Here is a 20523-nt window from a genome sequence, read left to right as displayed (position 1 = left end):
GCTCTGTTTTTCGATGTCTGATTTTTGTATTCGTTCATTCTTTCGGCAGTGTCTGTGATTCACGCCGTTTTTACGCTTTGGCCATCTTAATTGAGCGGCTCTGCGTTTTGCATGGCTGCGGCTTTGACTTCTTCCTCTTCTTCACTGCGGTTCTTTTCAATTTCTTCGAGAACCAGCTCTTCGAAAACTTCTGCGGAATCGAAGCCGTCCTGCTGAAGCAGATAGTTGGTTACCGCCGTTTCAATAACGGTCGCCATCGGCCGGCCGTACGTAACCGGGATGACCATTTTCAAAACCGGGATGCCAAGGTAGTTGGAATACTGCTTGTCTCCCAGACCGACACGGTCATACGCCACGCTCGGATTATACGTTTCGAGACGAATTTCAAAACTGATTTCCGCGGAATTGGCAACCGAGGTAATGCCGTACAGGCGCTTGATATCGATAATGCCGACGCCGCGCAGTTCCATGAATCCGGAAATGACCTGAGCGGTTTTGCCGACGAGCGTGTTGTGAATTCGATACAGATCCACCCGGTCATCGGCAACCAGCTGATGGCCCCGCTTGACGAGGTCCAGTACGATTTCACTTTTGCCGGAGCCGCTGGTTCCGGTAATCAGAACGCCTACGCCGTAAATGCGGACGAGTTCGCCGTGCAGCAGTGTCGCCGGGGCGAGCAGTTCGTCGAGATAGTTGGTGACATTGACGACGACCTGGCTCGTTTTTGTCTTCGTTTCAAAGACAGGAAAGTCCTTCCGATCGGAAATCTCCTTGAGAATCGGCGGGCAGACGTGGCCGCCGGTCAGAAGAATGCAGGGGTATCCGCATGCGTCACGAATTCAAAACACGGCGCTGCTGGATTTCGTCCATCTGTTCGGTAATGTAGCGGTATTCTTTACCGCCGATCACGATCAGACGCTTCGTCTGCGAATGGGACAGGTAGCCGGCGAGTTCAAGACCCGGACGGTTAATATCCGGCAGGGTGATCGGGCGCTTGAGGGCTTTGCTGGTGCCGGCCACCTGGTTCCAGTGAAATTTCACAACCAGATCCCGGACTGTTGCTTTCGCCATGTGTTCTGCCCCCTTTCCCTGCTCTGCGGATTTCGCAGTTTTTGCGGCCGCTGTTCAGAGCTTTATCATATCTTATCCAGCGGTTTTTCTGCGTACAGAAATGACCGGCATAGAGTATCCCATCACAAATTTCTGTGTTCCCGCTGTATTTCCTTAACATTAGACAGTTCGAAATGTCAAACGGATTCAAAATGCCCGAATGTTTCTTCCAGACGATTTTTCGACCTTGTGCAAGACGTACAGTCTCTCAGTTTACATGTATCCCCGGGAAACGGGGAAAGCCAGCACACAGGAAAATGCCGGATTCTGACCTGACTGTTTAAACAGCGGCCCGAATCCGGCCTGATGCGGTGAATTGGCGGTGAATTCGCAGTGAAGTATTGGCTGGAATGGGTGTAAAGCAGCTTTTCTTATTCGTTGGAATCGGAAGTCATTTTTCCCTTCCAGTACGGAAGCTTTTTGAGATGTGATGCGTAAAACGCCCGGCATTCTTTTTCGCTCAGGCCATTCTGCGGCATCGAAGCGACGAGAAAATCCAGCATCTGATCCGGTTCGGTATACACAAAGGATCCGTCTTCCAGACACCACTTGCAGTAGCCGGGATCGATTTCTCCTTCCTTATTTTTCCCCATGATCGACGGCTCAAGAGGCATTCCGCAGCATTCGCAATAGCGAATCACCGGTGACTCCAGTAAAGCGTCGATCGATACGCCAAACACTTCGGACAGCTTCACCAGCAAATCCGCTCCCGGTATAGTTTCGCCATTTTCCCATCGGGATACCGCCTGACGGGTGACGTGAACTTTGTCCGCCAGCTGGGCCTGCGTCATCATCGATGCATCTCGAAGCTGTTTGAGAATCGTTCCTGTACTCATTTGCGTACCTCTTTTCCTGCATTCAGTATGCGGGAAGCCCGTATGAGGCTCAAGCAACCGTCCGTTGCCTTTTCTTCCTCGTTGAAAGGCAGAAAAAGCAGCAGCTCGAGGAACTTTTTCCTTAAGCTGTTGCTCTGGATTCGAATTTCTTCTGCTATTTTGGATTTTTCGTTTTTCGGTATTTAAGCTCTTCGGATGATTTTTCCGATTTGCGTTTTGGTTCTTTATTCTTCGGTTTTGCTTTCCTTCTCGTCTTCAAAGCCTTTCCATTTCGTATAGGCTTCGGCTTCGCCGCCGGTAAGCAGCGGGGCGAGATACTGACCGGTAAAGCTGTTCGGGCAGGCCGCAATTTCTTCCGGGGTTCCCTTGGCGATAATCGTACCGCCGCCGGCACCGCCTTCCGGACCGAGATCAAGAATATAGTCCGCGTTTTTAATGACGTCGAGATTGTGTTCGATGACGATGACCGTATTGCCGCCGTCGACCAGACGCTGCAGCACTTCGATCAGCTTGCGGACATCGCTCGAATGCAGACCGGTCGTCGGCTCATCGAGAACAAAGACCGTCTTGCCGGTCGGCTTTTTCTGCAGTTCGCTCGCCAGCTTGACACGCTGTGCTTCCCCGCCGGACAGGGTGGTCGCCGACTGGCCGAGCTTGACGTAGGACAGACCGACATCCGCCAGCGTCTGCAGCTTGTGACGGATGCGGGAAATCGGCTGGAAAAATTCAATGGCTTCTTCCACCGTCATTTCCAGAACGTCGGAAATCGTTTTGTCCTTGTACTTTACCTGAAGCGTTTCTTCGTTATAGCGCTTGCCGTGACAAATGTCGCATTCGACATAGACGTCGGGCAGGAAGTGCATCGAAATCTTGCGGGTACCGTCGCCCTGACACGCTTCGCAGCGTCCGCCTTTGACGTTGAAGGAAAACTGCGATTTGGTGAAACCGAGCAGTTTGGCTTCGCGCGTCTGTGCGAACAGGTCGCGGATATCGTCAAAGACGCCGACATACGTCGCCGGATTGGAACGCGGGGTACGGCCGATCGGCTCCTGCGAAATCTCGATCAGCTTGTCGATTTCCTCAAGACCGCGTATTTCCTTTGCCTGACCGGGTTTTACACGGACTTTTCCTAAATGATGCTGGATGCCGTGGGTGAGAACTTCAGTTACGAGCGACGATTTGCCGGAACCCGAAACGCCGGTGACAACCGTAAATGTTCCGAGCGGGAACGAGGCGTTCACGTGCTGGAGGTTGTTATGGGTGGCATCGATGACATCCAGCGATTTGCCGCTGCCTTTGCGGCGCACAGCCGGATACGGAATTTTCTCCTTGCCGGACAGATAGCGGCCGGTAATGGAGTTTTCGTTGGCCATGACCTGTTCCGGCGTACCGCAGGCGACGACTTCCCCACCGTGCACGCCGGCGCCTGGGCCGATGTCCACGATATAGTCGCTGGCGCGCATCGTATCTTCATCGTGTTCGACAACGATCAGGGTGTTGCCCAGATCGCGCATTTCCTTCATCGACTGAATCAGACGGTCGTTGTCGCGCTGGTGCAGACCGATCGACGGTTCGTCGAGAACGTACATGACACCGGTCAGACGGGAACCAATCTGGGTGGCCAGACGAATACGCTGGCTTTCGCCGCCGGAAAGAGTCGACGCCAGACGGTCGAGCGTCAGATACGTCAGACCGACATTTTTCAGAAACGTCAGACGGTTTTTGATTTCATTCAGACCGAGTTCCGCAATTTTGCGCTGCGCCGGGGTCAGTTCGAGATGTTCGATGAAGTCGATGGCTTCCACAACCGACATCTGGGTCCATTCGTAAATGTTCTTGCCGCCGATGCGTACCGCCAGAACCTGATCGTTCAGACGGGCGCCGTGGCAGGTCGGGCACACCGCTTCGCCCAGGAACGTTTCGTACCAGTCTCTCGACCAGGCCGATCCCGTTTCGAGATAGCGGCGTTCAATCAGATCCGCTACGCCCTCGATCGGCTCGTTGTATTCGCGGGTCAGGCCTTTATTGTTGACGATAGTGTAGGACACCGGTTCGTCCGAACCGTGGAGAACGATGTCGAGTTCCTTTTTCGTCAGCTTGCTGATCGGCTTGTCCATATTGATGCCGAAATGGTCGCACAGCGCCACAAAGCGCTGCCATTCCTGGTTGGACGAGCCGGCAATGTTTTTAAAGTAGGCGACGCCGCCTTCATTCAGCGTCTTTTTCTTATCCGGAATCAGAAGATCCAGATCGACTTTCTGGATGACGCCGATGCCCTTGCATTCCGGGCACGCGCCCATCGGCGCGTTGAAGGAAAACAGACGCGGTTCGAGTTTCGGTACGGTAAAACCGCAGATTTTGCACGCGTAGCTCGAGGAAAAGAGCAGCGTATCGTCCGGCGTCATGACCGCCGCCATGCCTTCGCCGAGATTGAGCGCCGTATTGATGGAATCGTAGTAGCGGCCGCGGTTATTGCCTTTAATGATTCGGTCGACAACAACTTCAATCGTGTGCTTCTTATTTTTCCCAGCGGTTCGAGTTCTTCGATCAGACGGATTTCCCCATCAACTCGGGCACGCAGAAAACCGTCTTTCATCAGTTTGGCAAATGTGTCCTTGAACGTGCCCTTCTTGTCGCGGGCAATCGGAGCGAGAACGGTCGTGCGGGTGCCGTCGGGCAGAAGCATAACCTGGTCTACCATCTCGGTAACCGTCTGGCCGGTAATCGGTTCGCCGTGTTCCGGGCAGTACGGCACGCCGATGCGCGCGTACAGCAGACGCAGGTAGTCGTAAATTTCCGTTACCGTGCCTACGGTCGAACGCGGGTTGTGCGAAGTCGTTTTCTGATCGATAGCAATAGCAGGAGAAAGACCGTCAATCTGATCGACATCCGGCTTTTCAGAATTGCCGAGAAACTGGCGGGCATAAGAGGACAGGGATTCCATATAGCGGCGCTGGCCCTCCGCATAAATCGTATCGAAAGCCAGCGAAGTCTTACCGCTTCCGGAAACGCCGGTCATGATAATGAGCTTGTTTTTGGGAAGATCGAGAGAAATGTTTTTCAGGTTGTTTTCTCTGGCTCCCTGAATGTGAATAACAGAGTCCATGTTGATCCCTTCTTTCTGTTTTTCTGTTCGGTTTGTGTATGTATTTCGATTTTGTATTTCTGTCTGAAACTGGAGTGTAGCGCCCGGCTCTGGATTTGGAAAAGCACAAAGCCTGCGCCTTTTAAACTTTTCATGATTTTGGCACGGACAAAATGTCGTGCCGATAAATGATTTCAAAAAGGATCTCTGGACGCTGCCCCAAAGCGGGTATGGTCTGGCGGATCCGCATACGGCGTCTTTTCTGTTTTGGAGAATGGTTAAGAGGGCCGGCTTCTTTATTTTGTATCGTCTGGTTTCGTTTTCGTAATTTCTGGATTCTTCCTTGAGCAAAAACGCAGAATTTCCTGCGATCTGCCTGCAGCCTGTAAAAGCGTATAATCCAGCTTTTCATTATTCCATTTTTCACGCAAATGTCAATTTGAATGTGCTCATATTGTGCACAACAAATCCTTTAGACAAGCCCAAAATTCCGCTTTTTCCAGACCGGATTGAGCTGTATGAACATCGCCTTGCGCGTCGGAATTTTCTTCGAACCGGCCGGTATGCCGGTATATAGAAAAGGCTGATTTCTGGTTTTGAAATCAGCCTCGTTTGTTTAAGAATGGGTTTTACTGCTCTTCCTGTTCCTTTTTCTGGCGCATCATTTCCTGATACACCTCGTTTTTGGAAAAGCCGCTTTCTTCGCTGGCTTTAGCGGCTGCCTGTTTGGGCTTGATGCCCGAGGCCGCCAGTTCAGACGCCATGCGAACCGTTTCTTCAAAAGAACGGTCAGTCTGCTGCGGGCAGCCCTGTACGACTACGACCATTTCTCCTTTCAGCTGGGAAACCAGCGGGAGAATTTCGGAAATCGTGCCGCGCAGGAACTCTTCGTGCAGCTTGGTCAGTTCTCTGGCCAGACAGATCTGCCGGTCGCCAAAGACTTCCTTTACGTCTTCCAGCATTTTTTCAATGCGGTGCGGCGCTTCGTAAAAATTACCGTATACGGCAGGGACTTCAGACTTTCGAGTTCCTTTTTCCGGCGAACGCTTTTCGCATCCAGAAATCCGTAAAAGAGGAAATGAGAGGTTTCCAGGCCGGAGGCCACCAGCGCGTTTAACGCCGCATTGCTTCCGGAAACGGGAATGACCGGATAGCCGGCCTGGGAAGCGAGCCGGACGAGTTCACTGCCCGGATCCGAAATGAGCGGATAGCCGGCATCGGAAATGACGGCGACTTTCTTTCCTTCTTCAAGCAGCTTTAAAATGCCGGTCGAACTCGTATGCGCGTTGTATTCATGATGCGCGATCAGCGGTTTGTGAATTCCGATCGATTTCAGAAGAAGGCCGGAATTGCGCGTATCTTCACACGCGATCACATCGGCGTTTTCCAGCGCCTCTTTCTGGCGAGGAGAAATTTCCGAAAGATTGCCGATCGGGGTCGGGACCAGATAGACGGCTGGTCCATTTTCATTCTGGAAGCTTTTCTGTCGATTCATGTTCTGCCTTTCTTGCCGGGAACAGTTCGTCAAAGGAGACAAACAGCGTTTCTTCCCGGTTTTCAAGCTTGGCTTGTTTCTGAAGCACGTTCATCGAGCTGATCCGATAGCGATTTCCGTTGTATTCGATCTGGGAATTCAGCTTCGGCAGGTTTTTGCGCAGCTCGCAATAGGCTTCGTTTTCAAAACGCAGACAGCACTTCAGCTTGCCGCACTGTCCAGACAGTTTGGAAATATTGAGCGCGAGCAGCTGGTTTTTCGCCATGTTGATGGACACAGTATCAAAGTCGCTCATGAACCGGCTGCAGCAGCATTCCATGCCGCAACTGCCGATGCCGCCGACCAGTTTGGCTTTGTTGCGGGGGCCGACCTGGCGCAGTTCAATCCGGCCGCTGATGCATCCGGCGAGCTCTTTGAGCAGACCGCGGAAATCGACGCGATCTTCGCTGACGTACGTAAAAATCACTTTGGAGCGATCAAGGGTATACTCGCAGGAAATCAGATGCATGTCGAGCTTGAGGCGCTCGATGGCTTTGGCACAGATCTCAAAGGATTTGCGTGCTTCTTCTTCATTTTCAGCTTTCTGGTGCAGGTCTTCCGGCGTGGCGCGGCGGACGATGCCTTTAAGTCGCCCTGGACTTTGGACGCGTCAAAGGGCATCGACGGTACATAGACCGTACCGATTTCCTGACCGCGAACCGTTTCCACAACGACCGCTTCACCAGTTCGATGTTCCATTGTCGTTCCGAAGGTATACACCTTCTTGGATCCGTCAAACTGGATATACACCATGAAAGGGTAAGTTTTCGTATTCGATGCCGGCTTGGCGGCACTGGATGGTTTCGACATAATTCGTCTTGCCTTTCTAAGGAAGCAGACGGGTTTCGATCGATTTTGATTTTCTCTCAAAGAAAGATCGACAGCGTCCGTTCCAATCTATGGAGAAGCCGCCCGGTTTTGCGTGAACATGCAAAACGGCGGCTGAAATTTCTAAGGATATGCATCCTGCTGCAGGATGCCGGTTGAGCGTCTTTGTTTTCTGAGCGCTTCTTTGCGCAGATCGCGGGCAACGCGTTCGATCAGAAGAACAGGGTCGAGCGGCTGACGCAGGGCGTCGAGCGCTTCGACAAGCGTTGAGCGCTCTTCGAGACGATCCGCCTGTTCCGTCTGCTCCTGCTCCAGAAAGTAAAGCAGGCCGTGCAGGAAAAAGGCGGCCGCTTCCCGGGTGGGAAATCCGCTTTTGGAAAAGACGCCGCATTCCAGACGCACAATGGCGGAATGCGAAGTTCGCTGCGGCCAGTATTCCTTCGCCGCATCGCGCAGTTCAAACAGCGCTTCGTTTTCCAGGAGCGCTTCCAGACTGTCCGGACCGTAGCCGGCCCGGGCGAGAATCGCCACAATTTCGGGATCGTCGATTATTTCGGCAATTTCCGCTTCGAGTGCCGCTCGTGCAGGCGGCCGCATGGGGATCAGCTGACAGCGGGAAACGATCGTCGGCAGTACGGTATTGATCGCGCTTGTACACAGGATGCCGGTCAGCCCGTCCTTGGGCTCTTCAAGAAATTTCAGAAGCGTATTGGACGCGGAAGCGGTCGCCTGTTCGTACTGTTCAATAATATAAACCTGTCGTCGGGCGTCCGTCCCGCTCGAGGTGGCAAATGTATCCTGCAGACGCAGAATGTCTTCTTTGCGCAGTCTCCAGCTCGTTTTCTGTTCGCTGGGAACCGCGTTGGTTTTCCACCAGGCGTCGAGTTCCTTTCGCGTCAGCGGCTTGCGCGCCTGCAGACCGCCGGGATGCAGCCAGAAAAAGTCCGGATACATGTCTCGGGCGATCAGCTGACAGGTTTCGCAGTTCTGGCAGGCAATCCCGTCTTCATCAGGATGTTCGCAGTTCATCGACTGCGCAAACAGCAGAGCCAGCCGGCTCTGATCCGGGTTTTTCTGTCCATAAAACATGTAGGCGTGCGAAATGCGTCCGCTTTTCAGGGCATTGGAAAGAATTTTCCATGCGACCGGCTGGCGTTCCTTCAGCTTTTTCTTATCGACCATAGCCGGCCTCTTCGAGAAGACGGTCTACCTGCTTCATCGTCTGATTTGCTACGTCTTCGATCGACCCCGACGCGTCAATGCGGCAATATTCGGGATGCGTTTTGAGAATGGCTTCAAATCCGTCGGCTACCCGGGAGAAAAACGCTTCCTTTTCCTGATCGAGACGGTTCAGATTGCCGCGCAGGTTAATCCGCTTTGCGGATGTTTCCCGATCGAGTTCAAAAAGAGCGTCGCGTCCGGCCGGAAGCCTTCCAGACCAAAATCATTGAGATGTTCAATCGTCTTCGCATTCAGATCGCGTCCAAAGCCCTGATAGGCGATCGACGAATCCAGAAACCGGTCGCAAAGCACGATTTTGCCTTCTTCCAAAGCTGGCAAAATGGTGGAAACCAGATGCTGGCGGCGGCTGGCGGCGTACAGAAGCGCTTCGGTTTTCGGATCCACTTCATTTTCGGGATCGAGCAGAATGTTCCGGATTTGTTCCGAGAGCGGCGATCCGCCCGGCTCGCGGGTAGTGATGACGGGAAGGCCGCGTTTCAAAAGTTCTTCATAGACATGCGCCATCGCAGTGCTTTTCCCCGCTCCGTCGCTGCCTTCAAAGGCGATCATGATGCCTTTGCTTCCTTCTGGCTTTTTCATCCTCTTTCCTCCCCGAGCGCTGCTTTCCTTTTTCGCTCTGTTTTCTATATGGTTTTCTCTACATATTCTTGATTTCGCATCTTTGCTTTTGCAGATACAAAACGCTCTGCAGTCGAAATCCGCTTTTCCTATTGTATCAAGCGGCGCAAGCTCTGACGATCGGCCAAAACGCAGGCCCGGCTTTACAAAGGAAATCCGGGGTTTGCTACAATCAGGACAGGAAGCCATTCTGCCCGTTTTGCCGCAGACAGAGCGCTGTTTTGCCTGGCGGGCAGAAGGACAGAAAAAGAAAAGAGGAATGTGTATGTGCGGTCAGTTTCTAGTCAGCGAAGAAATCGTAGATTCTCTGCGTCATCTGGTGCCCAGGGAACACTGGGAGGAGATCGAGCTCGATCTGCATCCGCATGTGATTTATCCTTCCGCCCGAACGATCGCCGTCTGCGCCAGAGACCAGGCGCTGAATCTTTCCGTAATGACGTTTGGCTTTGCCTCGTCTTCCATGAATCGCCGTATTTTCAATGCGCGTCTGGAAACCGCGTCGTCCAAGCCCCTGTTTGCGCGCGCCTGGAGATCGAATCGCGTTGCCGTTCCGGCCACTGCGTTTTACGAATGGACACCGGATAAGGAAAAATCACCTTTGATGAACCCGGGCGCGTTCTGTATCTGGCCGCGCTGGCCCTCGATGATCAGTTCATCATTCTCACACAGGATGCCAATGAAAGCGTGGCACCCTATCACCATCGCATGCCGGTCATTCTGCAGGAAGATCAGGTGCCCGCCTGGGTCCTCGATTCCGCACAAAGCGCCATTCTGGGCCAGAACGCTTCGCCCGCTCTGCATGCAATTCTTCCAGAAGAGCCGCTTACGCTTTTTTAAATTTTCTCGTTTAGAACATTCTGACGCCGCAGACCGGCGTCTTTTTGAACCGCTTTTCAACCGATCTTTTCAGCCGCTTCTTTCAACCGTTCTTACCCCAGGAAAAGAATCGTTTCATCTTTCCTTAATCCCGGTCTGGAAGGATAAGAGCGGCAGCTGCTCTCCGGAAAAGAAAAAGAGATCCGGTCGCGCTGGCAAAACCTTCCGCCAGAACTCCAGATCTCAAACCATTCCGACTGTATGGACGCACCGATCGGCTTGAAAACGGATGATTCGAAACTCAGCCGGTATAGGCGTCCTGGGCGCGGTTGGAAAAGTCCTGCTTTTCCAGCCATTCTTTTTCTTCTTCTGTTTCCGGAATATCGATCCGTTCAATCTTGAAAATCACCGGCCGCGTGCCGTCGTTGCAGCAGGCGATCATCATCCGCTCATCGTTCGTCCATTTATACATGATCGATCCGCCCTGCAAAGCCGCGGAAATGTAGCGGCTGATGGCATCCCACGCTTCTCCGCAAAACCTGCCGTTCATGAGATGGTAAAAATCGTCCTGTTTTTCCGTCCGCTTGAGAACAAACGTATCGCCGGGCTTAAAAACGGACACGGTCCGGACTTTGGATTGGCCAGATACTGCTGCTGAAGCTCTGGAAACACTTTGGTTTCCAGTACGGTCACTTTACATTCGTGCTGCATCTGCGCACCTCCTTTTTCTTCTATTATCTTCTCGTATTCTGACGGTACTGTCGCCTTTTTGGCAGAAGGTCTGCCGCCTGCATGCTCTGCAATCTGGGCCGGTCTTTCCCTGCTCTGCCGGTTCTGCAATTCGGTATACAATAAGGGACGCAGGTACTCCAGACGATTTGAAAACAACGATTTGATTTTTCGCCGTTCTGGATACCGTTTAAAGAAGGACTCTCGTTATGAATGAAAAACTGATTAAAGAACGTCTGAACGATCCAAAGGTCACGCTCGTTGCGGTGACGAAAAAGCATTCCAAAGAAGAAGTCGATGAACAGTACCGTCTCGGGGTTCGCACGTTCGGCGAAAACCGCGTACAGGAATTTCTTGAAAAATACGATCCGAACTATACCTGGCACATCATTGGCCATCTGCAGACGAACAAAGTGAAATACGTTGTCGGCAAAGTCGCCATGATCGAATCCGTGGATTCGAAAAAGCTGGCCGCGCAGATTGAAAAGGAAGCCGCCAAGCAGAATCTGGTCCAGGACATTCTGATCGAAGTGAAAGTGTCGAAAACGGATGAAACCAAAACCGGCCTTCCGCCCGAAGAACTGGACGATCTGCTCGCGTACTGCGATACGCTTGAGCACGTTCGCGTACGCGGTCTGATGACGATCGCCTCGCTCAATCAGCCCGAGGAAGTCAACCGGGAAGAGTTCACGCTGCTTCATTCCCTGTTTGAAAAACATAAGGCAAACCGCCCCGATTTTGAGTATCTGTCCATGGGCATGAGCCATGACTACAAGCTGGCTATCGCCTGCGGAAGCAATATGGTCCGCATTGGAACGGCCCTTTTGAGAACGCCTGATCACGGCGTTCTTTTCTGTGAACGCACGTCTCTGATTTTATAAAATGTCTATCATCCTTTACGTATCGGTTTTTTCCAATTCTGGTAAATTTTGTTTTCAAATCGGAATCTGTCGGACGATGTGATAGAATTACGTATCGCGCGGCGGACGTCGACGGACGCCATCCATTGATATCCGCCATGAATAACGATCGTCTGCGCAAAGACCGGGAAAGGAGGAAGGCCGTATGGCAAAACAGAAACTGAAACTCAAACGTTCCGCGGCCGCCGTCCTGTACGGACTCGGTCTGCTTGCGGTAACGACCGCTTTATACGCGCTGTTCCCTTCCGCCTTTGAAAACGGCAAGAATGCACAGACGTCTTTCACAACTGCCGCCCTCGCCCAGAGTCCGCAAAACGCAGACGCGGCTTCTTCCAGTTCCTCGAGCGATCGTTCGAGCGCTCAGGCGTTGGAAGGTTTATCCTCTGCAGAGACGGAAGTCTCCGCTTCATCGGATTCTGCCGATGCGGCTTCGACGCAGACGGGAAGCGAAACGAGCGAGACCCTCGAAGAAACCGCCAGAAAAGCGGCCGCTTCTTCCAAAGACGATTACGGCTTTGCGATTCGTGAAGCCGACGGTCAGAATGCGAAAACCATTCTGATTGACGCCGGTCACGGCGGATCGGATCTTGGCGACGGCGCCAAAGACGGCAGTCAGGAAAATAATATCGTTCTCGACTACGCGAAAAAGCTCAAAGCCCATCTTGAAAAGCAGAATCCCGATCTTCACGTTGTCCTCACCCGTGAAGACGATACCCGTTTAGGGCAGCAACGACTGGAACGATACGGCCGCCCGCATCCAGAAGCAGGAAGACGTGCAGGCCGATTACGTAATTTCTCTGCATGCGCACGCCAGCGATGACCCTTCCGCCAGCGGCTTTCAGATCATCCTCAACGATGACGATGACATGGCTAAGGATCTCGCCAGCCGGATCGTCGAAAACTTCGCGACGGTTTCCTGGCTCCCCGATCGCGGTATTGTCTTTACCCGCGACTATCCCCTGCAGATGATTTCCATGTCCAATGCGCACGCGATTGAACTCGATCTCGGACTGTTAAGCTCGGATACCGATCTTTCGTATCTTAAGGATTCCGCCCGCCTGGAACAGTCCGCCGCAGCAGCCGCTGCTGCCATTTCCGATACGATTCTCTACAACCCGGGCGCACCGGGCTACGCATCCAGACAGAAGCAGAATGCGGCCTCTCGATCCTGAACCCGACAGGATCGGTGATCAATTTTTGTTTTTTCCTGTCTTTCATCTTTTCTTTTGAACTCTTCAGAATCCCGCTTCCTGCGCGGATTTCTGTCTTTTGATTTTTAAAGGAGGTATACATGCCATCCCCTTCCCCAAAAAAGCAGCGCAAAGGCAAAAATAAGGCCGCGCATGCTGGACTGTATTTCGCGCTCCTGCTCTGCCTTTCCATCGTTCTTTATTCCACGCTGTTTACCCGGGCCTATTCCCCCGTCCAGCAGCCTCCTGAACCGAAAACTTCCAAGACTTCCCAGTCGCAGACATCCAGCACCCAGACGTCGGTCGCGTCGACCGAACCGACCCCGCCGACGTATAAAACGTATCCGGATACCGGAGAAAAAGTGGCTACCGTTCTCATCGATGCCGGTCATGGCGGCGTAGACGGCGGCAAAACGACCGATAACGGCACGCTGGAAAAAGATCTGAACCTGGCGATCGCCATGAAAATGGGTCAGTATCTCGAACAGCTGAATCCTCAGATCGAAGTTAAATACATCCGTCAGGACGACAATGTGTTCTGGGGCGATGTCGAATCCGATGACCTCAATTACCGTCTTGCCCAGCAATGGGAACAGGACGCGGATTATTACATCTCCCTTCACTGCAATTCCTTTGCGGATCCTTCCGTCGAAGGCACGATCTTCTTCATCAACCCCGACGACTCGATTACCCGCGCGCTGACGGATAAAATGCACGAATATCTCAGCGCGATCGGCTGGGCGCAGAACTACCAGACGATCGACGATCAGCTTTTGCAGCTGGTGACCATGTCCGATATTCATTCGATGCTGATCGAGCTGGCGTACATGTCCAATCCGGACGATCTTGCCAAGCTCAACAGCGAAGAAAAGCAGGACGAAGTGGCCGAAGCGCTCGCCGCTGCCGTTTCGGATTACATCATGGAAAATCCGGACGCCCCGCAGTACCAGAACCAGCGCTACCATCACGGTCAGCTCATTGAAAAAAGGATTCTGCCAGCTCTTCTTCCGCCGCGGCTCAGTAAACCGTTCTGCTTCTGATCTTTCCGTCTTTCCATCTTGTCTTTTCCAGACTCTGTCCGCTCGACAGAGTCTGTTTTTTCTGGCATCCGATTGGATTGGATCGATCCAATCTGCTACTCTTCGATTAGACTAAACTAACAATCAAAGAAAGGAGAGTCTGGATATGAAAAACTTGTGCTGCTTCGCCATGGCGAAAGCGAATGGAACCGGAAAAACCGCTTTACCGGATGGACGGATGTGGATCTGTCCGAAAAAGGGCATGAAGAGGCAAAAGAAGCCGGCCGTCTGCTCAAAGAGGAAGGCATCGTTCTCGACCGGGCCTACACCTCGTATTTGAAACGGGCCATTCACACGCTCAATCACGTGCTCGATGAACTGGATGAAAACTATATTCCCGTCGAAAAGACGTGGAAACTCAACGAACGGCATTATGGGGCACTCCAGGGACTGAACAAAGCCGGCACCGCCCGCAAATACGGAGACGAACAGGTTCTCATATGGCGGCGTTCTTTTGACGGGCTGCCGCCCGTTCTGGATCCAGAAGATCCAAGAGCGCCGCAAAACCAGCCCCACTACGCCAAAATTCCGGCCGATGAACTGCCGCTGGCTGAATCGCTCAAGACGACCATTGAACGCGTCGTTCCGTACTATCTGGAACATATTGAACCGAAAATTCGCGACGGAGAGACCGTCATCATAGCCGCCCATGGCAATTCCCTTCGCGCGCTCGTGAAGTATCTGGACGGAATCGGCGATGAAGAAATCGTCAAGCTAAACATTCCGACCGGCGTACCGCTCGTCTATGAATTCGACGACGATATGAACGTCCTGCGCCATTACTATCTGGGCGACGCGAAACAAATCAAAGCCAAAATGCAGGCGGTAGCCAATCAGGGAAAAGCGCACTGATTTTCGGTCGGATTCCGCTTTGGAATCCGACCATGAAAAAAGACCATTTGTATGATATATAAAGTTCAGATGGTCTTTTTATTCTTGGAAAAATACGCTTAATCGCCAGTCGGATTATTTCTGCTTTTTCCGATCCGTTTCGCCGGATTTTTCCTGGGAAGGTTCGGGTTTGGCTTCTTCTTTGAAGCGCTCTTTTCTTCGGTCTGCGCGTTGGGATCCTGAATCATGAGCATGACTTCTTCGATTCGGTTTTTGTGCAGGGACGTTACGCGGACACTGAGTCCGTCATCAAGCTGGACGAGTTCGCCAAGCGTCGGGAAACGGCCGAGCTTTTCAATGAGCAGGCCGCCGATCGAATCGTAGTCTTCACTGTCCAGATGCAGCGACAGCGCATCGTTAAGATCGTGCAGGGAAAGATAGCCGCGCACTTTGTAGCGGCCAGGACCGACCTGAATGATGTTTTCATTTTCCGAAGCGTCGAATTCGTCCTGCACTTCGCCGACGATTTCCTCAATGATGTCTTCGACCGTCAGAATGCCGGCCAGTTCGCCGTACTCGTCGAGCACGATCGTCATGTTGTACTGGTCTTTCTGCATTTCTTCAAGAAGCTCGTTAATGCCCTTGTTTTCAATCGTGAAATACGGCTTGCGAAGCATTTTCTTGAGATCAAACGGTTCATCGGGATCGTGGAAAATAAGATCTTTCATGTTGAGGATGCCGATAATGTTGTCCGGATTGTCCTCATACACCGGGATTCGCGTAAAGTGGTCGCGATCGTAAATCTGCTTGAGCTCCTGGCTGGTGATGCTCGAAGGAACGGACGTCACATGGACGCGGGGGACCATGATTTCGCGCGCCTTGGCATCAGTAAACTCAAACACGTTGCGGATCATATCGCGCTCGTCTGCTTCAATAACGCCTTCTTCATGCGATACATCCAGAATGGTGTGGAGTTCGCTTTCGGTAATCTGGGCGTTTTTCTGACTGCCCTTTACGCCGAACATGCGCAGGATCAGACCGGAGAAAATGTTGATGAACCAGATGACCGGCGTGAGAATCTGCATGAGAAAGCGGATAATCGGCGCGTACATCAGCGCGAACTTTTCCGAGCTGATCGTCGCCAGCGTTTTCGGGGTGATCTCGCCAAAGACCAGGATCAGAAACGTGATCAGAAAGGTCGCGATCGACACGGCGTAGCCGCCGAATCGATAGGCGATCATGGACGACAGAGAGGCCAGGAACGTATTGACGAGGTTGTTTCCGATCAGAATTGCCGACAGCATTTTCGGCTCGTTTTCAAAAATCTGAAGCAGTATTTTCGCCCGTCGGTTGCCCTGATCCGCAAGCGTACGGATGCGGATGCGTGAAACAGCGACTAGCGAGGTTTCCGCCGAGGAGAAAAAGCGGACAGAAGCAGGAGAACAACTAGCAGAATAATTTGGATTGTCAGTTCGTTCATTCAGTTTTAGGTTTCCTTTCCTTCCTTTGGGGAAGTCATTTTTATCTGGGGATGAAGCAAAGAAGATGAAACGATTGTATTGGTTTGATCTTGTTTTTTGAATTTACTTTTTGTGCGTTTGCCTGTTTATGGCCATGCACACGTACGATCTCTCAGACCGGGAAATCCATGGATAATCGGATTTACTCGCCCATCGAAGCGGCAGGTTCTTTTTCTGCCTTCGGGAGCGCCTTTTTCTGCAGATCGCTGACGCAGCGCGACGCCATGAGAATGCCGGCGGTTGACGGTACAAAAATCGAAGAAGGCAGCGGTTCGCCTTCTGGCATGGCCATCGGAATTTCCTTCGAGCAGACGGTCATGATCTTGCCGCGAATCCGGCTCTTGCGCTTCCACAGGCGAAGAATTTTCGCCATGGGATCGCCGGCCGTCTTTTCCAGTTCCACGAGTTCCACTTTGGACGGGTCAAGACGTCTGGCCATGCCCATGCTGGAAATGAGCGGAATTTTTCGCGCAGGCAGAAACGGATCAGGTCCTTTTGGAGCCGATGGAATCAATGCAGTCGAGCACATAGTCCGGGTTCTGTTCGAGGAGCTGTTCGTCCATGTTTTCGTCGTACCAGCCAGTAAAGAGAACGACCTCGCAGCCCGGATTGATCTGCGCGATCCGCGCTTTCCAGACGTCGGTCTTATACTGGCCGATCGTGCTTTGCAGGGCGCAGAGCTGGCGGTTGATGTTCGTTTCTTCCACTACGTCCTTATCGATGAGCACAAGTCTGCCCACGCCGCTGCGCGCGAGCGATTCAATCGCAAAGGAACCGACTCCGCCGCATCCGGCGACGATCACGCAGGCGTTTTTCAGGGCGTCCAGCCCTTCTTTTCCGTAAAGCAGGGATGCCCGCTTAAATGGATTTGTCTTTTCCATACCAGTCCTCCAGCGCATCGAAGATTGCCTGCTTATTGGCCGGATCAAACCAGTGCACCGGCATCTGGTGATTAAACCAGGTCATCTGCCGTCTCGCGTACTGCCGCGTATGCACCTTGATCTGCTCTCGAATGGACTGAAGCATCGTTTCGCTTTCCGCTTCGGTCAGCTTTTTGTACTCTGTCCGTTTTCATCGTCTTCCAGACGCTTGAGCCACGGCGCAAATTCCTTGTACCCGATGGCCTGAAAGCTGTTATACGTGCGGCTTTTCTCGGAAAGAAAGAGTGCACGTACTTCGTCTGCAAGTCCGGCATCAAACATCTGATCGACGCGGCGGTCGATGCGTTCAATTTCCAGGGCGCGGTCCGCTTTGAGACCGACCATATATACATCATAAATCGGCTCATGTTTCTGCCCGTTTTCACGCATGGATTTTGTTTTTCCCGAGCGGGCCATGAAAGCGGCGCGAAGCAGACGCTTGCGATTGTTGATGTGAATTTTTCCAGGGCCTGCGGATCGAGTTCCTGCAAAAGCGCGTACAGTTCTTCGTTCGTTTTCGTCTCGAGCTCAGCCGTCAGTTTCTGATCTTCTTCGCTTTCCGATTCGTCTTCAAATTCGTAGTCGTAAAGCGCGGCTTTGACGTACAGTCCCGTTCCCCGCAAAGAATCGGAACTTTGCCTTTTGCGCAGATTTCTTCAATTTTCTGACGGCAGAGCGTCTGGAACTTGCGGACATTCCAGGGCGTATCGATGTCTTCGATATCGATCAGAGAATGGGGAATGCCTTCCATTTCCTGAGGCGTAATTTTTGCGGTGCCGATATCCATGCCTTTGTACACCTGCATCGAATCCGCCGAAATGATTTCTCCATTGAGCCGTCGGGCCGCTTCAATCGCAATGGAGCTTTTTCCGGAAGCCGTCGGGCCGACGATTGCGATCACCTTATGCACGTTCAAACTCCCTGGCCAGCTGCTTCAGTGTCAGCCGGATAATCGTCGGGCGGCCATGCGGGCAATGATACGGCTGGCGGCAGTGTTTCATGTCTTCAATGACTTTTTCATTTCCTCCATCGAAAGCCGGTGGTTAAAGCGGATGGAAGAATGGCAGGCGATCGTCGCGATCATATGACGACGGAGTTCCTGCATGTTCACATCCTTGTGGGAGGCAAACCAGACGAGCAGATCATCGACAAATTTTTCCGCGTTCATGTTCGTCATCCAGCCCGGAATTTCGCGCAGAACCAGCGACCTATTGAGCACGTCGAAGTGCAGTCCGTAACGGCCGACGCTTTCGTTGAGCGTATCGACCATTGCGATCAGCGACGCCGGAACGGTTTTGGAAATGGGAAGAATCAGCGGCTGCATGTAGGGAGAAGGCTGTTCAAAGGAGTTGGCAATCTTTTCAAAGTTGGCGCGCTCCTGGGCCGCATGCTGGTCGATAATGACGAGTCCTTCGTCGTCTTCGCAGACGATGTAGGAATCCTTAAGCTGGCCGATAATACGCAGCGTATCCAGATAGCCAATGCCGCGGGCGTCCTGACGGGCTGCCCATTCGGCAGGATCCGCAGTTCCCTGCGGATAGTCAGGCGTCGTACGCTCCTGCACAGGACGGCCTGAAGCCGCACTTTCTTCCGGACGATTGGCAGAGGCGTTTTCGGCTCTTTCCTCCCCAGAATTCAAAAGTGTTTTTCACCAGCAGAGACCGAAGTCTGTGAAACGGGATTTTGCACAGGAGAAAGATCTTCTCCGGCTGGATTCTGGGGATTCACCGGAGCGGTCTGAGCGGGCGTGTCGCTGGCGGTCAGATCGGAAAGTTTTTCTGCGCCTGATTGAGAAAGGACGAATTGAGAAAGGCAAGCTCTGCATCTGCCGATGCTTTGGTGCCGGAGCGCTGCGGGGCTTCTTCTCTGGAAGCTGCCGTGGCGGCTGATTGGCCCTTTGAATCGGTGCGCGGCGGAACCGCTCCGGCCGGATAGCCAAACGGTGCGGAAGGCTTTCGATCCATACGGGGCGCACCGGATCCGGCGGGATACGCAGATGCAGCCGGCTTTCCGTAGTCGCGCACGCGGTTTTCCTGGACTACCATCGTTCCGGGAAGGGCTCCATGGAATACGTTTCCTTTTGGTGCACAGCCGGATTCTGAATCTCGGGCGCCTGAATTTTTCTTCAAACAGCGACTGAATCGTCGTTTTGATCAGATCAGCCAGATATTCTTCCTTGGAAATCCGCACTTCCAGCTTGTTTGGATGCACGTTGACATCGACGAGCTGAAAATCCGTTTCGATATTCAGGAAGCAGACCGGATAGCGCTCCCTGGGCAGGAATTCGCGATAGCCTTCGACAATCGCGTTGACAATCGGCCAGGAACGAATCGTACGGCCGTTCAGGCAAAGGTAAATATAGGATTTGGACGCACGGTTGACGGACGGCTGGAGCGCGTAGCCGCTGATTTTGAAGTCGGGACTGGATGCTTCAAACGCTTCGGCTTTGCTGGCAGCGTCGCGGCCAAACATCTGAAAGAGAATTTCAAGACGGTTGGATTTGCCGGTCGTCTGAAAAATCAGACGATTGTCATGGCGCAGCGTAAAGCGGACTTCCGGATGGGCGAGCGCGATTTTATTGACCGCATCCGCAATGACCGCGAATTCATAGTTCGGCTTTTTCAAATATTTAAAACGGGCTGGCGTATGCAAAAACAGACCGCGCACTTCGATTCGCGTTCCCTGCGGTACGTCCGCGTGTTCATGCAAAATCAGTTCGCCGTAGTCAAAGACAATGCGCGTACCGCCATGGACATCGGCGGTCGTCATGCTGACGCGGGCAACCGAAGCGATCGAAGGGAGCGCCTCGCCGCGAAAGCCCATAGTGGAGATGGAAAACAGTTCATCTTCGCTCTGGATCTTGGACGTGGCATGTCTCTCAAACGCCATGCGGGCATCATCAAAGCTCATGCCGCAGCCGTTATCGGTCACGATGACGCCATCGATGCCGCCCTGGAAGACTTCAATATCAATGGAGTCCGCACCGGCATCGAGCGCGTTTTCCACGCATTCCTTGACGATATTCACCGGCCGGTCGACGACTTCGCCAGCCGCAATCATATTGGTCAGCTGCTCATCGAGTACATGAATAATTCCCATGTCCCTTCCCTCCTTCTCGGGTTTCTGTCTGTATTTCTATTGGTTTCGATTTATAAAATCGTGTGTTTCTCCATTTCAGGTAAAAAGCAGCCGGTCCGGAATCGCAGACCGGCTTGCGTAAATTGTAAGGCCAGAACAGCGGATCAAATTTCCCTGTCTGAAGCGG

Annotated in this window: 21 protein-coding genes and 4 pseudogenes; 7 read left to right on the top strand and 18 right to left on the bottom strand. The window is 52.6% G+C overall.

The features are described 5' to 3' along the window. Window positions 1–86: 86 nt before the first annotated feature. The 10 genes and pseudogenes from KWG61_RS02670 to tmk form a co-directional block, all read right to left on the bottom strand. On the bottom strand, window positions 87–767 hold the full coding sequence (locus KWG61_RS02670; RefSeq protein WP_256460828.1) for a hypothetical protein: 681 nt from the start codon (window positions 765–767) through the stop codon (window positions 87–89). Window positions 768–831: 64 nt separating this feature from the next. Beyond that, the gene (locus KWG61_RS15825) at window positions 832–1071 is read right to left on the bottom strand and encodes a hypothetical protein (protein WP_256460756.1); all 240 of its coding nucleotides are present in this window, start codon (window positions 1069–1071) and stop codon (window positions 832–834) included. 410 nt (window positions 1072–1481) lie between these two features. After that, window positions 1482–1946, bottom strand: a complete 465-nt coding sequence (locus KWG61_RS02665; RefSeq protein WP_230266937.1) for a zinc ribbon domain-containing protein — start codon at window positions 1944–1946, stop codon at window positions 1482–1484. Window positions 1947–2170: 224 nt separating this feature from the next. Beyond that, window positions 2171–5058 (bottom strand): annotated as a pseudogene (uvrA, locus tag KWG61_RS02660) (excinuclease ABC subunit UvrA). 602 nt (window positions 5059–5660) lie between these two features. Next, window positions 5661–5993 (bottom strand): hypothetical protein, encoded by a 333-nt coding sequence (locus tag KWG61_RS16960; RefSeq protein WP_367614243.1) that lies wholly within the window; start codon window positions 5991–5993, stop codon window positions 5661–5663. Continuing rightward, entirely contained in the window at window positions 5978–6526 is a 549-nt protein-coding gene (gene rsmI / locus KWG61_RS16955) for a 16S rRNA (cytidine(1402)-2'-O)-methyltransferase (protein WP_367614242.1), read from the bottom strand. The genes KWG61_RS16960 and rsmI overlap by 16 nt, the downstream gene beginning before the upstream one ends. Further along, complete coding sequence (gene ricT, locus KWG61_RS02650; RefSeq protein ID WP_242745518.1) at window positions 6498–7118, bottom strand: regulatory iron-sulfur-containing complex subunit RicT; 621 nt, start codon at window positions 7116–7118, stop codon at window positions 6498–6500. Before ricT ends, rsmI begins: the two co-directional genes overlap by 29 nt. Then, the gene (locus KWG61_RS02645) at window positions 7025–7375 is read right to left on the bottom strand and encodes a hypothetical protein (RefSeq protein WP_242744850.1); all 351 of its coding nucleotides are present in this window, start codon (window positions 7373–7375) and stop codon (window positions 7025–7027) included. Before KWG61_RS02645 ends, ricT begins: the two co-directional genes overlap by 94 nt. A gap of 141 nt (window positions 7376–7516) precedes the next feature. After that, window positions 7517–8575: a DNA polymerase III subunit gene (locus KWG61_RS02640; RefSeq protein ID WP_230266942.1), complete on the bottom strand. Its 1059-nt coding sequence runs from the start codon at window positions 8573–8575 to the stop codon at window positions 7517–7519. After that, window positions 8565–9139 (bottom strand): annotated as a pseudogene (gene tmk / locus KWG61_RS02635) (dTMP kinase). The gene KWG61_RS02640 and the pseudogene tmk overlap by 11 nt, the downstream one beginning before the upstream one ends. Window positions 9140–9182: 43 nt before the next feature. Between tmk and KWG61_RS16950 the strand changes: the two are divergent. Both KWG61_RS16950 and KWG61_RS16945 read left to right on the top strand, forming a co-directional pair. Next, window positions 9183–9839, top strand: a pseudogene (locus KWG61_RS16950) (SOS response-associated peptidase family protein); the annotation flags it as partial. 98 nt (window positions 9840–9937) lie between these two features. Further along, window positions 9938–10090, top strand: coding sequence for a hypothetical protein (locus KWG61_RS16945; protein WP_367614241.1), 153 nt, complete (start codon window positions 9938–9940; stop codon window positions 10088–10090). A gap of 280 nt (window positions 10091–10370) precedes the next feature. Here KWG61_RS16945 and KWG61_RS02625 read toward each other — a convergent pair whose 3' ends face one another. Further along, entirely contained in the window at window positions 10371–10691 is a 321-nt protein-coding gene (locus KWG61_RS02625; protein ID WP_242744848.1) for a TIGR04076 family protein, read from the bottom strand. A gap of 316 nt (window positions 10692–11007) precedes the next feature. Here KWG61_RS02625 and KWG61_RS02620 point away from each other — a divergent pair, with 316 nt between their 5' ends. The 5 genes from KWG61_RS02620 to gpmA all read left to right on the top strand — a co-directional run bounded on the left by KWG61_RS02620 (window position 11008) and on the right by gpmA (window position 14839). Next, window positions 11008–11679, top strand: a complete 672-nt coding sequence (locus KWG61_RS02620) for a YggS family pyridoxal phosphate-dependent enzyme (RefSeq protein WP_242744847.1) — start codon at window positions 11008–11010, stop codon at window positions 11677–11679. Window positions 11680–11863: 184 nt separating this feature from the next. Further along, window positions 11864–12538 carry an N-acetylmuramoyl-L-alanine amidase gene (locus tag KWG61_RS02615; RefSeq protein ID WP_242744846.1) on the top strand — a complete coding sequence of 225 codons (675 nt, stop codon included), beginning with the start codon at window positions 11864–11866 and terminating at the stop codon, window positions 12536–12538. Next, window positions 12492–12890 (top strand): N-acetylmuramoyl-L-alanine amidase, encoded by a 399-nt coding sequence (locus KWG61_RS02610; RefSeq protein WP_242744845.1) that lies wholly within the window; start codon window positions 12492–12494, stop codon window positions 12888–12890. The genes KWG61_RS02615 and KWG61_RS02610 overlap by 47 nt, the downstream gene beginning before the upstream one ends. Before the next feature lie 119 nt (window positions 12891–13009). After that, complete coding sequence (locus KWG61_RS02605; RefSeq protein ID WP_242744844.1) at window positions 13010–13948, top strand: N-acetylmuramoyl-L-alanine amidase; 939 nt, start codon at window positions 13010–13012, stop codon at window positions 13946–13948. A gap of 156 nt (window positions 13949–14104) precedes the next feature. After that, the gene (gene gpmA / locus KWG61_RS02600; protein WP_242744843.1) at window positions 14105–14839 is read left to right on the top strand and encodes a 2,3-diphosphoglycerate-dependent phosphoglycerate mutase; all 735 of its coding nucleotides are present in this window, start codon (window positions 14105–14107) and stop codon (window positions 14837–14839) included. Between the two features lie 98 nt (window positions 14840–14937). On the opposite strand, the gene KWG61_RS02595 is transcribed toward gpmA, so the two are convergent. The 7 genes and pseudogenes from KWG61_RS02595 to mutL form a co-directional block, all read right to left on the bottom strand. Further along, window positions 14938–16194 (bottom strand): hemolysin family protein, encoded by a 1257-nt coding sequence (locus KWG61_RS02595; RefSeq protein ID WP_242745516.1) that lies wholly within the window; start codon window positions 16192–16194, stop codon window positions 14938–14940. Window positions 16195–16480: 286 nt separating this feature from the next. Beyond that, window positions 16481–16777, bottom strand: a complete 297-nt coding sequence (locus tag KWG61_RS02590) for a hypothetical protein (protein ID WP_242744842.1) — start codon at window positions 16775–16777, stop codon at window positions 16481–16483. Between the two features lie 46 nt (window positions 16778–16823). Then, window positions 16824–17219 carry a ThiF family adenylyltransferase gene (locus KWG61_RS02585; protein WP_242744841.1) on the bottom strand — a complete coding sequence of 132 codons (396 nt, stop codon included), beginning with the start codon at window positions 17217–17219 and terminating at the stop codon, window positions 16824–16826. Continuing rightward, window positions 17197–17364 (bottom strand): hypothetical protein, encoded by a 168-nt coding sequence (locus tag KWG61_RS15820; protein ID WP_256460755.1) that lies wholly within the window; start codon window positions 17362–17364, stop codon window positions 17197–17199. The genes KWG61_RS02585 and KWG61_RS15820 overlap by 23 nt, the downstream gene beginning before the upstream one ends. Window positions 17365–17384: 20 nt before the next feature. Next, window positions 17385–18159, bottom strand: a pseudogene (gene miaA, locus KWG61_RS02580) (tRNA (adenosine(37)-N6)-dimethylallyltransferase MiaA). Window positions 18160–18255: 96 nt separating this feature from the next. Further along, window positions 18256–18822, bottom strand: a complete 567-nt coding sequence (locus tag KWG61_RS02575) for a hypothetical protein (protein ID WP_242744840.1) — start codon at window positions 18820–18822, stop codon at window positions 18256–18258. Between the two features lie 71 nt (window positions 18823–18893). Further along, window positions 18894–20357, bottom strand: coding sequence for a DNA mismatch repair endonuclease MutL (mutL, locus tag KWG61_RS02570; RefSeq protein ID WP_242744839.1), 1464 nt, complete (start codon window positions 20355–20357; stop codon window positions 18894–18896). Between the last annotated feature and the right edge of the window lie 166 nt (window positions 20358–20523).

Source organism: Allobaculum sp. Allo2 (genome assembly GCF_022701175.1).
Taxonomy (GTDB): Bacteria; Bacillota_I; Bacilli_A; order Erysipelotrichales; family Erysipelotrichaceae; genus Allobaculum; species Allobaculum fili.
This window is presented reverse-complemented; position numbering and strand designations above follow the sequence as displayed.

Coding starts and splice junctions, on each gene's coding strand:
- KWG61_RS15825 (WP_256460756.1), bottom strand. CDS start 1,071: ATGGCGAAAGCAACAGTCCGGGATCTGGTTGTGAAATTTCACTGGAAC.
- KWG61_RS02665 (WP_230266937.1), bottom strand. CDS start 1,946: ATGAGTACAGGAACGATTCTCAAACAGCTTCGAGATGCATCGATGATG.
- KWG61_RS16960 (WP_367614243.1), bottom strand. CDS start 5,993: ATGCTGGAAGACGTAAAGGAAGTCTTTGGCGACCGGCAGATCTGTCTG.
- rsmI (WP_367614242.1), bottom strand. CDS start 6,526: ATGAATCGACAGAAAAGCTTCCAGAATGAAAATGGACCAGCCGTCTAT.
- KWG61_RS02645 (WP_242744850.1), bottom strand. CDS start 7,375: ATGTCGAAACCATCCAGTGCCGCCAAGCCGGCATCGAATACGAAAACT.
- KWG61_RS02640 (WP_230266942.1), bottom strand. CDS start 8,575: ATGGTCGATAAGAAAAAGCTGAAGGAACGCCAGCCGGTCGCATGGAAA.
- KWG61_RS02620 (WP_242744847.1), top strand. CDS start 11,008: ATGAATGAAAAACTGATTAAAGAACGTCTGAACGATCCAAAGGTCACG.
- KWG61_RS02615 (WP_242744846.1), top strand. CDS start 11,864: ATGGCAAAACAGAAACTGAAACTCAAACGTTCCGCGGCCGCCGTCCTG.
- KWG61_RS02605 (WP_242744844.1), top strand. CDS start 13,010: ATGCCATCCCCTTCCCCAAAAAAGCAGCGCAAAGGCAAAAATAAGGCC.
- KWG61_RS02590 (WP_242744842.1), bottom strand. CDS start 16,777: ATGGCCAGACGTCTTGACCCGTCCAAAGTGGAACTCGTGGAACTGGAA.
- KWG61_RS02585 (WP_242744841.1), bottom strand. CDS start 17,219: ATGGAAAAGACAAATCCATTTAAGCGGGCATCCCTGCTTTACGGAAAA.
- KWG61_RS15820 (WP_256460755.1), bottom strand. CDS start 17,364: ATGCTTCAGTCCATTCGAGAGCAGATCAAGGTGCATACGCGGCAGTAC.
- mutL (WP_242744839.1), bottom strand. CDS start 20,357: ATGGGAATTATTCATGTACTCGATGAGCAGCTGACCAATATGATTGCG.